Source organism: Brevibacterium yomogidense (assembly GCF_016107685.1).
Lineage (GTDB): Bacteria > Actinomycetota > Actinomycetes > Actinomycetales > Brevibacteriaceae > Brevibacterium > Brevibacterium yomogidense.
In genome coordinates, this window is record NZ_JABASY010000002.1 from 140,124 (window position 1) to 152,916 (window position 12,793).

The window sequence follows — 12,793 nt, forward strand, 5'->3', positions numbered from 1 at the left end:
CGCACTCCAGCGGCCAGCGCCCACCGGCGGGGACACTCATCGTGGTGTCCCCGCCGGTGGCGACTCACCTGAGATGAAGAGTGAAGCGCAATGATCAAGTTCCTGCTCCGTCGAACGCTGTCGACCGCACTCGTGCTGCTGGTCGTCACGTTCGTCCTCTACCTCCTGCTCGACACCGCGCTCGACTACTACGCGGACCTGCGGCAGAGCACGGCCCCGAACATCGGGGAGCTGTACGAGGCGCGCGCCCGCCTCCTGGATCTCGACACACCCGTGATCGTCCGCTACTTCCAGTGGCTCACCGGCGCGGCCGGCTGCCTGGTAGGCAGCTGCGATCTGGGCACCGCCTGGGTGAGCGGCCAGGAAGTGACGAGTCAGCTTCAGGGCGCAGTCGTCAACACCATCAAGCTGGTCACCGCGGCCACGCTGGTGGCGATCCTCGTGGGCGTCTTCCTGGGCATGGTCTCCGCCATCCGCCAGTACACGGGCTTCGACTACTTCATCACGTTCGTCGGTTTCCTCATGTATTCGCTGCCCGTCTTCTGGGTGGCTGTGCTCCTCAAGCAGTACGGCGCGATCGAGTTCAACAACTTCTTGAGCGATCCTGTGGTCGGCTGGACACCCATTATCCTCGTATCCCTCATCGCGGGCCTCATCTGGATGGGAGCCCTGGGCGGTGGTCGCAGACGCCGGACCATCAGCTTCGTGGGCGCGACGGTCGTCACGTTCGGCACGATCTACTACGTGCTGGCGTCCGGCTGGCTCAACAACCCGACGTTCGGCATCGTCGGCATCGCGGTCTTCTCCCTCGCCGCGGCCATCGCGGTCACCTTCCTGTCGACCGGGCTGAGCAACCGTCGTGCACTGTGGACGGCCTTCACCGTCGCCATCATCGGCATCGCGCTCTACCAGCCCCTGCAGTACCTCTTCTGGTACGTGGAGATGACCTGGTTGTGGATGGGCCTGCTGCTGATCGTCGGGGTGGGCGTCGGCCTGGCCGTCGGTGCGGCGTTCCGCGGTCCGGACCCCGGCATCTCCGCCCGCACCGGCGCATTCGTCGCCGTGGTGATCGGCGTGCTCATCTTCATCGACCGGGTCTTCCAGGAGTGGGGACGCTACTCCGCTCACCCTGCGATCAACAACCGGCCCATCGCGACGATCGGTGCCAGGACCCCCAACCTGTCCGGCAACTTCTGGTTCGAGAACCTCGACAGCTTCACGCACCTGCTGCTGCCGTCGATCGCGCTCATCCTCATCTCGATCGCGTCCTACACGCGCTACACGCGCGGATCGATGCTCGAGGTGATGAACCAGGACTACATCCGCACCGCACGGGCGAAGGGCCTTCCCTCGCGCACCGTCGTGATGCGGCACGCACTGCGCAACGCGCTCCTGCCGCTCGCTTCGGTCATCCCGGTCGACATCATCACGATGATCGGCGGAGCCGTCATCACGGAGACCATCTTCGGGTGGGCCGGCATGGGCAAGCTCTTCATCGACTCGATGAATCGCAATGAGCTCGACCCGATCATGGCCTACATCGTCATCACCGGACTGCTCGCGGTCGTCGCCAACCTCGTGGCCGACTTCCTCTACGCGGTCCTCGACCCACGGATTCGGGTGGATGCCTGATGAGTACAGCACACGATTCGACACCGGACGCACCGATGAACCCCATCGGCGGGACCACACCCTCCGCCACACAGGACGCGGCGGCGGACGCGGGCCTGTCGCAGGGGACGATCGTCCTGCGGAAATTCCTCCGTCACACCGGCGCCATGGTGAGCCTCATCGTCCTCGCGATCGTCGCGCTCCTCGCGTTCTCAGCGCAGGGCGTGGGGCCGATCCCCGGGTGGTGGATCCACAACCACACGAGCTCCGCCCCCGTCGTCAACCCCGGCGGGGCGCCCACATGGACGCTCGCGCAGCCGTTCAGCCTGGGGGAGCACCCGTTCGGCCAGGACGACATCGGCCGCGACAACTTCGCCCGCGTCATGAAGGGCACTCAGATCTCCCTCATGGTCATGGCGATCATCGGTGCCACCGCGCTGGTCATCGGCACGACCATCGGAGCACTGGCCGGCTACTACCGCGGTTGGCTCGACGGCCTGCTCATGCGCATCACGGACGGCTTCATCATCGTGCCGACGATCGTCGTGGGCGCGATCCTCGGAAAGCTCATCGGCGGTCCGGGGTTCTCGTTCTTCGGCCTCCCGCTGTCGACCTACATGGCGCCCATGCTGGGCCTGGTGCTGGGCGGGATCCTCTGGACGAGCCTCGCACGGCTGGTGCGCGGCGAGTTCATGGCGCTGCGTGAGCGGGAGTTCGTCGATTCGGCCCGCGTGTCCGGGGCCAGCGACTTCCGCATCATGGCCAAGCACATCCTGCCGAACTCCGTGGGCGTCATCATCGTCAACACGACGCTGCTCATGAGCCAGGCGATCGTGCTGGAGACCGCGCTCAGCTTCCTGGGGTTCGGCATCCGCTCGCCCCAGATCTCGCTGGGTCAGCTCATCAACGAGTACCAGAGCGCGTTCTCCACGCGCCCGTGGCTGTTCTGGTGGGCGGGTCTCTTCATCATCATCATCGCCCTGTGCATCAACTTCATCGGCGACGGTCTGCGCGACGCGTTCGATCCGCGGATGAAGGCGATCCCGTCCGTGCGCAAGATGGACAAGGCGGACCGTGCGACGGCGGCGGCCAGGATCGCGGCGAGGACGGAGGGCGGCGCGTCGCGCAGCAGCCCGTCCCAGGGCAACCCGCCGGATGGCATCCCACCCCAGGGCAACCCGCCGCAGGGCAACCCGCCCCACGATGACCCGCCGCACGACGAGCAGAAGGGAGAGCGCCGATGACCGCGGACGCCACCGTCACGAACGACACCGCCGCGAAGGCCCCGATCCTCTCCGTCAAGAACCTGGGAGTGCGCTTCTGGGTGGGCGACGAGTGGTTCACGGCGGCCGAGGGCCTCACCTACGACCTGCACCCCGGCGAGGTGCTCGCCATCGTGGGCGAGTCCGGGTCGGGCAAGTCCCAGTCATCGATGTCCCTCCTGGGGCTGCTGCCCCGCAACGGTCGTGCGTCCGGCTCCGCGCGCCTGGGGGTGCGCGAACTCGTCGGCATGCACGAGGAGCAGATGCAGCGGGTGCGCGGCAATGACATCTCCGTGATCTTCCAGGAGCCCATGACGGCGCTCAACCCTGTCTACACGGCGGGCTACCAGATCGCGGAGACGCTGCGGGTCCACACCGTCATGGGACCGAAGGAGGCGAAGGCGGAGGCGCTGCGCCTCATGCGGCTCGTGGAGATCCCGGACCCGGAGGAGCGCTACGACTCGTTCCCCCACCAGCTGTCCGGCGGCCAGCGTCAGCGCATCATGATCGCGCAGGCGCTCGCGTGTCAGCCCAAGCTGCTCATCGCGGACGAACCGACGACCGCGCTGGACGTGACGGTCCAGGCGGAGATCCTCAAGCTCATGCGTGAGCTGCGGGAGAAGGTCGACGCGGGCATCATCCTCATCACACACGACATGGGTGTGGTGGCGGACATGGCGGACCGCATGCTCGTCATGAAGGAGGGGCGGGTCGTCGAGGAGGGCACCGCGGAGCAGATCTTCGGCGCCCCGCAGCACGACTACACGAAGGAGCTGCTGGCGGCCGTTCCCCACCTGGGTTCCCGCGCGGAGGACAAGGCGTTCGGGTCTGAGGCGGAGAACCTGCAGTACGTGGACGACCTCGCGAAGATCCCCCTCGAGTCCAACGACACGTACGAGCACCCGGGCGGTCGCAGCGACGTGCAGAACCCCACGCTGCACCTGGCGGGGGCGACGATCGAGTACCCGGCGATCGGACGGAAGAAGGCGTTCCGCGCGGCGCACTCGATCGAACTCAGGATCGCTCCCGGCGAAGTCGTGGGACTCGTGGGGGAATCGGGCTCCGGCAAGACGACGATCGGTCGTGCCGCTGTGGGCCTCATCCCCGTCGTGGAGGGGTCGCTCACCGTGAATGGTCAGGAGGTCGCGGGGAAGAAGAACCGTGACCTTCGCGACATGCGCAAGACCGTCGGATTCGTGTTCCAGGATCCCGGTTCGTCGCTCAACCCGCGTCTGTCGATCGGGGAATCGATCGGTGAGCCCCTGATCCTCCACGAGGGGCTCAAGGGTGCGGAGCTCAGCCGGCGAGTCGAGCAGATGCTCGATTCGGTGCAGCTCCCCACATCGATGCGGAACCGGTATCCGCACGAACTGTCCGGGGGTCAGCGCCAGCGCATCGGCATCGCCCGGGCGCTCGCGCTCAAGCCGTCGCTGCTCATCGCGGATGAGCCGACGTCCGCGCTGGACGTATCGGTGCAGGCCAAGGTGCTGGAGCTGTTCCGCGAGCTGCAGGAGCAGCAGGGCTTCGCGTGCCTCTTCATCAGCCATGACCTGGCGGTCGTGGAGATGGTCGCGAGCCGGATCGCCGTCATGCGGCACGGTCACCTGCTGGAGATCGGGCCCAGCTCGGACCTCGTCGCGAATCCGCGCCACCCGTACACGCAGCGTCTGCTCGCGGCGGTCCCGGTTCCGGATCCGGCGGAGCAGCGCCGCCGGCGCGAGGCCCGCGACGCCCTCATCGAGGCCGCTGCGGGGGACATGGCTGGCTGAGAGAGACCCGCCGCCGAGGCCCCGGTGAGGCTCCGTACGGACCGCACCGGGGCCCCGGCGGGGTGCGGCAGGCGTGGCTCGACCGGTTTGGCGCCTATAATCTTAAGCGGCGCACCCGCCACTTGATCTGAAAGCGAGCTTATGACGCTACACTCCTCCCGCCGCTCGGACCGCCGCAACGTCGCGATCGTCGCGCACGTGGACCACGGCAAGACGACGCTGGTCAACGCGATGCTCACACAGGGCGGCGCCTTCAGCGACCACGGTGACGTCGTCGACCGGGTCATGGACTCCGGGGATCTGGAGAAGGAGAAGGGGATCACGATCCTCGCGAAGAACACCTCCATCTCCTATTCCGGTCCGTCGACGGACGAACCGATCACCATCAACGTGATCGACACCCCGGGACACGCTGATTTCGGCGGCGAGGTGGAGCGCGGTCTGTCGATGGTCGACGGCGTCGTGCTGCTCGTCGACTCGTCGGAAGGCCCTCTGCCGCAGACCCGCTTCGTCCTCCGCAAGGCGCTGGCCGCGGAGAAGCCGGTCATCCTGGTCGTCAACAAGACGGACCGTCCCGATGCCCGCATCGAGTACGTCCTCGAGGAGGCGCAGGACCTGCTCCTGGGCCTGGCATCGGACCTGTCGGAGGAGGTCGAGGGCTTCGACGCCGAGGTCGTCCTCGACGTCCCTGTCGTCTACGCCTCCGCGAAGGCCGGCCGTGCCTCGCTCACGCGACCCTCGGACGGCGCCCTGCCGGACAGCGAGGACCTGGAACCGCTCTTCGCGACAATCCTCCAGCACATCCCCGCTCCCGCCTACAACGACGACGGCGTCCTCCAGGCGCACGTGACGAACCTGGACGCCTCGCCCTTCCTGGGACGGCTGGCGCTGCTGCGCATCTACGGCGGCACGCTGCACAAGGGGCAGCAGGTCGCATGGGTGCATTCGGACGGCGAGATCGCCACGGCCAAGGTGTCGGAGCTGCTGGAGACCCGGGGTCTCGAGCGGATCCCGGCGACCCGGGCCTCGGCGGGCGACATCGTCGCGATCGCCGGTATCCCGGAGATCAGCATCGGCGACACGATCACGGACCTCGACGATCCGCGCCCCATGCCGGGCATCACGGTCGACGATCCGGCGATCTCCATGACGGTCGGCATCAACACCTCGCCGCTGGCAGGGCGTGACAAGGGCACGAAGGTCACTGCCCGCCAGGTGAAGGACCGCCTCGACCAGGAGCTCGTGGGCAACGTGTCCCTCAAGGTGCTGCCCACCGAGCGCCCTGATTCGTGGGAGGTGCAGGGCCGTGGCGAGCTGGCGCTGGCGATCCTCGTCGAGCAGATGCGCCGCGAGGGCTTCGAGCTCACCGTCGGCAAGCCGCAGGTCGTCACCCGCACGGTCGACGGCGTCCTGCATGAGCCGATGGAGCACATGTCGATCGACGTCCCGGAGGAGCACCTGGGCGCGGTCACGCAGCTCATGGCGTCCCGGAAGGGCTCGATGGAGACGATGGCGAACCACGGCACCGGCTGGGTGCGGATGGACTTCAAGGTCCCCGCCCGCGGCCTCATCGGCTTCCGCACGCGCTTCCTCACGGAGACGCGCGGCACGGGGATCGCGAACTCGATCTCTGCGGGCACCGCCCCGTGGGCCGGCCCGATCGAGTTCCGGACCTCCGGTTCGCTCGTCGCGGACCGCGCGGGTGTCGTCACCCCGTTCGCGATGATCAATCTGCAGGAGCGCGGCTCGTTCTTCGTGCAGCCCACCTCCGAGGTGTACGAGGGTCAGATCGTGGGCGAGAATTCGCGCGCCGACGACATGGACGTGAACATCACGAAGGAGAAGAAGCTCACGAACATGCGTGCAGCGTCGTCGGACACCTTCGAGAACCTCGTGCCGCCGCGCACGCTCACGCTGGAGGAGAGCCTGGAGTTCGCGAACCAGGACGAGTGCGTCGAGGTGACGCCGTCGTCGATCCGCATCCGCAAGGTGATCCTCGACCAGAAGGAGCGGGCGAAGTCCGCGTCCCGTCTGCGCAAGCAGAACGCCTGAGTCCGCTCGAGTCCTGAGGAGACTGCCGACCCCCTGATGGAACCCACCGTCCTGTTCGTCCATGCCCATCCCGATGACGAATCGATCGCCACCGGGGGGACGCTGGCCCACCTCGTGCGCGCGGGTGCGCGGGTCGTCCTGCTCACCGCGACGCGGGGTGAGGGCGGTGAGGTGATCGGCGAGGAGTTCGCCCATCTGGAGGGGGACCGGGCCGGTCTCGCCGTGCATCGGGAGCAGGAGCTCGCGGCGGCGATGAGCGCGCTGGGCGTGTCCGATCACCGGTACCTCGGCTCGACGCATCCGGAGGTGAGCGCGGGATATCCGTCGCGCCGCTTCGAGGACTCCGGGATGGTGTGGGGCGGGGACGGGCATGCGCACACTCCCGCCTCGATGCCGCAGGAGGCGCTGTGCGCGGCGGACCTCGACGAGGTTGCAGGCCGCATCGCCTCTGTCATCGCGGAGCTGGACCCGCACCTCGTCCTCACCTACGGCGCGGACGGCGGCTACGGCCACCCCGACCACCGCCGCTGCCACGACGCGACCGTGCGCGCGCTGCGCATGGGCGGGTTCGCGCGGGCGGAGCGCACCCGTCTGCTCACCCTCGCGAACCCGCCGGAAGCCGTCGCCGCCACCTTCGATGCGCAGGCGCCGGGCTTCGATCTCACCGGCTTCACCGCTGCCGAGGCGCCGTCCACCATCGCGGACACCGTCCCCATCGCGGTCGCCCAGGACGTCGAGGACCTGCTGGGTGCGAAGGCGATGGCGATGGCCGCGCACGCCACCCAGGTGACCGTCGCTGGCGCGTTCTTCGCGCTGTCGAACGGCATCGGGCAGCGGATCGGCACCACGGAGTACTACGCGCTGTCGGACTTCGCGAAGAGCGAGGACGCTCCGGCGCGCGCGCTGCCGGACGGCACCGCGGACGACGTCCTGCTGCTGGCGCCGGAACGCGAGGCCGGGGCCGGTGCGTCCTCGGGCATGGCCGGCGCCGCGTCACAGCACGGGGGAGCAGGGGCCGGAGCCCGGGGGGCAGGAACTCGCGTGGACTCAGCGGCGACCACGGGAGCGGGGACCGCTGGTGCCGCGGCGGCAGCAAGCGCCGCAGGCGCTGCAGCCGGTGCCGGTGACGGCGCGCCCTCACCCGGCGCGGAAGGCGGGGCCGCAGAACTGCGGCAGAGGCCTCGGCGGAAGAGTGCGGATGCGAGCTGGCCGGCGACCCTGGGCGGCTGCCTCCACGCGCTCGTCGTGGGCGCGGTCGTGGGACTGCTGGGCTCCTTCCAGCACCTCAACGCCTCCGTGGTGGCAGTGGGCGGCGCGACCATCATCGTCCCGTGGGGGCTGGCGCTCGCGCTGCTGCTCACGGTGCTGGCGCTGTGGCACGTGTCGACGCTGTACCGCAGCACGATCGTCACCGTGGTGCTCGCCGCGGTGGTGTCCGGCCTGAGCTTCGCGTTCGCGCAGCCGCAGCTGTGGCCGGGAGCGGACCTGATCGTCACCGGATCGATGCGGTCGCTGGTCTGGCTGTTCGCCCCCATGGTGCTCGCAGCGATCATCGTGTTCGTCGTCCCGGCACGGGCCAGGCAGCGTCCCCGCTCATAACCATCGAGTCTCATTCTCAGGTGGGACCCCGGTGGCGACCGGCCCGTGTCCGTGCGCTGTAGTACATTTCCTCGTGTTCCTCGGCGGTTCCGCAACCGCCGTGCATCATGACGAAGGGCAGGGCCGCTCCCATGACAGAGGCGAGCACGGGTCCCGCCGGCTCCGCGCCGCACACCGGGCAGACGGCGCCGGCGGAGAAGAAGAGGCCGTGGACACTCATCATCGTGTCCGCGGTCGTCTTCCTGCTCGCCGCCGGCTACCTCATCCTCGCCGCCGTCCAGTCGACGGCCACCCCTCAGGGTGCACGTGCGCTGGGCGTCGACATCGGCGGCCTCTCCCACGACGATGCGGTCGGGGCCCTCACGGAAGCACTGGGGGATGCGCCGGCGCAGGACGTGACGGTGGTGGCCGACGAATCGAGCGCCACGTTCACACCGGGCGAGGCGGGGCTGGGCCTCGACATCGATGCGACCGTCGATTCGGCCGTCGGCTTCTCCCTGGACCCGCGGGTCGTGTGGAACCGGCAGTTCGGCGAAGAGGAGATCGACTCCGTCCTCACGATCGACGACGATGCCTTCCTCCCCGTCGTGGAGGAGACGGCTGCGGACCTCTCCGAAGACCCCGTCGACGCGTCACTCGAATACGACGAGGACGGGGCGGCCATCGTCACGAAGAGCGAGGACGGGTTCGTCATCACCGCGGACGCCATGCGCACCGCGGTGGAGGAGCAGTGGCTGCGCACGGATGACGGCATCGTCGTGGAACGGGTCGACACGGAGCCGGACATCACGACGGAGGAGGCTGAGCAGGTCCGCACCGACATCGCGGAGCCCGCGGTGTCCGACGACGTGACGATCACCGCGAAGGAACCGGAAGGCGACACTCACGAACTCACCGTCACCCCGGACGTCATCGCCGCGCACCTCACCTTCGCGGGCGAAGACGGGACGCTCGTCCCTGAGTTCGACGGCGAAGCCCTGCGGGACGCCGTGTTCGACGACAACCCCGAGGTCGGTGCCTCGCCCCAGGACGCGAGCTTCGACATCGACGGGGACGACCTCACCGTGGTCCCGTCGAAGGCGGGACTGGGGGCGGACGAGGACGATTTCGCGGAATCCGTCACGACGGCGATGACCGCCGACGACCGCTCCGGCACGATCGATCTGGAGGAGGTCGACCCGGACTTCACGACGGAGGACGCAGAGGAGGCGGACTTCTCCGACACGGTCGCGGACTTCTCCACCGCATACTCCTCCAGTCCCAACAGGGACACGAACCTGCGGGTGGCGACCGACTCGGTGCGGGGGACCGTGCTGCAGCCCGGTGAGCAGTTCTCCCTCAACGAAGCGCTCGGCAGGCGCACCGCGGCGAACGGCTACAAGCCGGCCGGTGTGATCTCCGAAGGACAGATGAAGGAGGACTACGGCGGCGGTGTCTCGCAGGTGTCGACGACCCTCTTCAACGCAGCCTTCTTCGCGGGCTTCGACCTCGACGAGCACCGGGCGCACTCCCGCTACATCTCCCGCTACCCGGAGGGCCGCGAGACGACTCTCGACTGGTCCTCGATCGACCTGAAGTTCACGAACACCTCCGACGACCCCGTGGTGCTCGACATGAGCCTGTCCGGCGGTGAGGTCCACGCGCGGGTGCTCGGCGTGAAGACGGTCGACGTGGAGGCGGACGCATCGGGCCGGTTCGCCTACACCTCGCCGGGGACCGTGAAGGAATCCGGATCGTCGTGCCAGCCGCAGTCGCCCGGCCAGGGCTGGTCGATCACGATCTACCGCACCATCAAGGACGCGGACAGCGGAAGCGTCGTCAAGGAGGACGACTTCACCACCGTGTACCGGCCCGTGAACCGCGTGGTGTGCGAGGACTGATCAGCGGCGGGCGTACCAGCTGCGCTGGGCGACGGTCGCACCCAGCGACTCGAACAGTGCGATGGACGCCGCATTGTCCGCGGTCACGTCCACGAGGTACGAGCGGACGCCGCGACCGGCCGCCGTCGCGAGGGCGGCGCGGACGATCGCGCGACCGGCACCTCGGCGACGGAGTGCGGGCTGGGTGACCAGGTTCGTCACCACGGCCCAGCGGTTCACCTCCGCCATCCGGCAGGCGGCGACGAGGGAGCGGGACCCGTTGGGGTGCTGAGCCCACGCGGAGAAGAACTGGACCTGCTCCCCGCCTGTCAGCAGACGGGTGTAGGCATCCCGCTCCGGATGGTCCGGGGCGAACCCCAGCACGGTGACGACGTCCTCGGAGGGAGCCTCTGTCATGTCGATCGCCAGGCCCGGCAGCGCGGCGTCAGCGGCACGTGTCGCCCCGGCGGCGGCCTCCCGCGTCGCCCCGGTCAGCAGCAGCGTGGGCGGTGACGGCGTGTACCCGCGATCGCGGAGCAGCGGGCCCAGGTCCGCGCATACGGGATCCAGGGCGGACGAGGAATCGGCGGAGAAGATCTGGACCATCGGCGGGACGTCGCGGGTCTCGTACCAGGACTCCACGGCGTCGAGTGCCTGGGGGACCGGCATCCCCGGGTCGTCGAGCGGCAGCACGGAGTTCGCCCGCTTCGTCGACGCTCCCGGCTCGGACCGCAGCAGCCATCCCGCCTGCACGAAGTCCGTGGCGCCCTGCGCCTCCGCCCGCACGTTGTCCGCGTGCAGCCACGTGCTCTCCGGAGGGAGCCAGGCAGCAGCGGAGATGCGGCGCAGGTCCACGGCGGACACCACCTCATGCGGTCTGCCGGTGCGCACAGGGGCGGGCGGAACCTCGTGCGCGATGATGATCGCCGCGCGGTCGACGACGGCGGGCCCCCTCTTCGTGCGCACCGTGACAGTGGTGTCCGTCACGTCCTCCACGGTCCCCAGCGCGTCGGTCGCGCCCTCACCGTCCCGATAGCGCAGGACGACGCGGATACCAGGACGCAGCTGCATGTGTGACCTCTGCTTCGTTTCAGGACGCGGAGCCCGACAGGGCGGGACCTCCCCACTCTAAGGGGAGTAGTCTGGATGGGGAGTGGATCCTCAGTCTTAGGAGTAGTGACAGTGACATACGTCATCGCGCAGCCGTGTGTGGACCTCAAGGACAAAGCGTGTATTGACGAGTGCCCTGTGGACTGCATCTATGAGGGTGAGCGCATGCTCTACATCCACCCCGACGAGTGCGTCGACTGCGGAGCCTGCGAGCCCGTCTGCCCTGTCGAAGCGATCTACTACGAAGACGACACTCCTGAGGAGTGGGCGGAGTACTACAACGCGAACGTCGAATTCTTCGACGACCTGGGGTCCCCGGGCGGTGCCGCGAAGCTCGGCAACATCGGCACGGACCACCCACTCGTCGCCGCGCTGCCCCCGCAGCCCCAGGACTGAGGAGCACAGTGACCCAGAAGTCGTACGGACTCTCCCTGCCCGATTACCCGTGGGACACCCTGGCGCCCTACCGCGCCACCGCCGCAGAGCATCCCGGTGGGGTGTGCGACCTGTCGATCGGCACCCCCGTGGACCCGACCCCGCAGATCGTGCAGCGGGCGCTCGCGGATGCGTCCGACTGGCCCGGCTACCCCACCACCATCGGCACGCTTGAACTGCGCGGGGCGATCGCCGCATGGTACCTGCGTGTATTCGGCGCGGTGCTGGACCCCGCACGGCAGATCCTGCCGCTCGTCGGTTCGAAGGAAGCCGTCGCCTGGCTGCCCACTCTGCTGGGACTGCGGGAGCGCGGCCTGGCAGTGGCGCATCCCTCAGCGGCCTATCCCACATACGCCATGGGAGCCACTCTCGCCCAGGTGGAGTCCCGTGTCCTCGACGTGGACGACCTCCTCGCAGGCGCCTCGCTGGACGGGGTGGGGCTGCTCTGGATCAACTCGCCGGGCAACCCCACTGGACGAGTGCTGGGCGTCGACGTCCTGCGCGACATCGTGCAGAAGGCGCGTGCCGCCGGCGTCGTCGTCGCATCCGACGAGTGCTACGCCCGTCTGGGCTGGGAGGGCGCGGACACCGCCCCGAGCATCCTCGACCCCGCAGTCGTGGGGGAGGACCACTCCGGGGTGCTCTCCGTGTACTCGCTGTCGAAGCAGTCGAACCTGGCAGGGTACCGGGCGGCGTTCCTCGCGGGCGACGCTGAACTCGTGGCGAACCTCACGACCTCGCGCAAGCATGCGGGGATGATCATGCCCGGTCCGGTCCAGGCGGCGATGGTCGCTGCTCTGGGCGATGAGGACCACGTGCAGGAGCAGAAGGAGCGCTACCGGGAGCGGCGGGACATCCTGCGGCCGGCGGTCGAGGCGTTCGGCGCGCGGATCGATCACTCCGAGGCGGGCCTCTACCTGTGGGTGACGCGTGACGAGGACTGCTGGGACACGATCGCCGCGCTCGCGGACCGCGGGATCATCGCAGGCCCCGGAGCATTCTACGGCGACGAGGGCGGCCGGCACGTCCGCATCGCACTCACCGCCTCCGACGCCGTCATCGAGACCGCTGCCGAGCGCCTGCGGGAATGACAGCG

General features: G+C 68.8%; 9 protein-coding genes. 8 read left to right on the plus strand and 1 reads right to left on the minus strand.

The features are described 5' to 3' along the window. Positions 1-90: 90 nt before the first annotated feature. The 6 genes from JFC09_RS05000 (at position 91) to JFC09_RS05025 (ending at position 10,173) form a co-directional block, all read left to right on the plus strand. A complete protein-coding gene (locus JFC09_RS05000; protein ID WP_198392916.1) occupies positions 91-1,632 on the plus strand; it encodes an ABC transporter permease in 1,542 nt (513 codons plus the stop codon). Next, a complete protein-coding gene (locus JFC09_RS05005; RefSeq protein ID WP_198392917.1) occupies positions 1,632-2,855 on the plus strand; it encodes an ABC transporter permease in 1,224 nt (407 codons plus the stop codon). Before JFC09_RS05000 ends, JFC09_RS05005 begins: the two co-directional genes overlap by 1 nt. Continuing rightward, positions 2,852-4,642 (plus strand): ABC transporter ATP-binding protein, encoded by a 1,791-nt coding sequence (locus JFC09_RS05010; protein ID WP_198392918.1) that lies wholly within the window; start codon positions 2,852-2,854, stop codon positions 4,640-4,642. Before JFC09_RS05005 ends, JFC09_RS05010 begins: the two co-directional genes overlap by 4 nt. A gap of 141 nt (positions 4,643-4,783) precedes the next feature. Then, a complete protein-coding gene (typA, locus tag JFC09_RS05015; RefSeq protein ID WP_198392919.1) occupies positions 4,784-6,694 on the plus strand; it encodes a translational GTPase TypA in 1,911 nt (636 codons plus the stop codon). 36 nt (positions 6,695-6,730) lie between these two features. Next, on the plus strand, positions 6,731-8,293 hold the full coding sequence (locus tag JFC09_RS05020; RefSeq protein WP_198392920.1) for a PIG-L family deacetylase: 1,563 nt from the start codon (positions 6,731-6,733) through the stop codon (positions 8,291-8,293). Between the two features lie 131 nt (positions 8,294-8,424). Then, positions 8,425-10,173 carry a VanW family protein gene (locus JFC09_RS05025; protein ID WP_198392921.1) on the plus strand — a complete coding sequence of 583 codons (1,749 nt, stop codon included), beginning with the start codon at positions 8,425-8,427 and terminating at the stop codon, positions 10,171-10,173. Here JFC09_RS05025 and JFC09_RS05030 read toward each other — a convergent pair whose 3' ends face one another. After that, the gene (locus JFC09_RS05030) at positions 10,174-11,223 is read right to left on the minus strand and encodes a GNAT family N-acetyltransferase (protein ID WP_198392922.1); all 1,050 of its coding nucleotides are present in this window, start codon (positions 11,221-11,223) and stop codon (positions 10,174-10,176) included. A gap of 111 nt (positions 11,224-11,334) precedes the next feature. Between JFC09_RS05030 and fdxA the strand changes: the two genes are divergently transcribed. Together fdxA and dapC are read left to right on the plus strand one after the other, a co-directional pair. Then, positions 11,335-11,658 (plus strand): ferredoxin, encoded by a 324-nt coding sequence (gene fdxA, locus JFC09_RS05035; RefSeq protein WP_198393526.1) that lies wholly within the window; start codon positions 11,335-11,337, stop codon positions 11,656-11,658. 8 nt (positions 11,659-11,666) lie between these two features. Next, positions 11,667-12,788 (plus strand): succinyldiaminopimelate transaminase, encoded by a 1,122-nt coding sequence (gene dapC, locus JFC09_RS05040; protein ID WP_198392923.1) that lies wholly within the window; start codon positions 11,667-11,669, stop codon positions 12,786-12,788. Positions 12,789-12,793 lie beyond the last annotated feature (5 nt).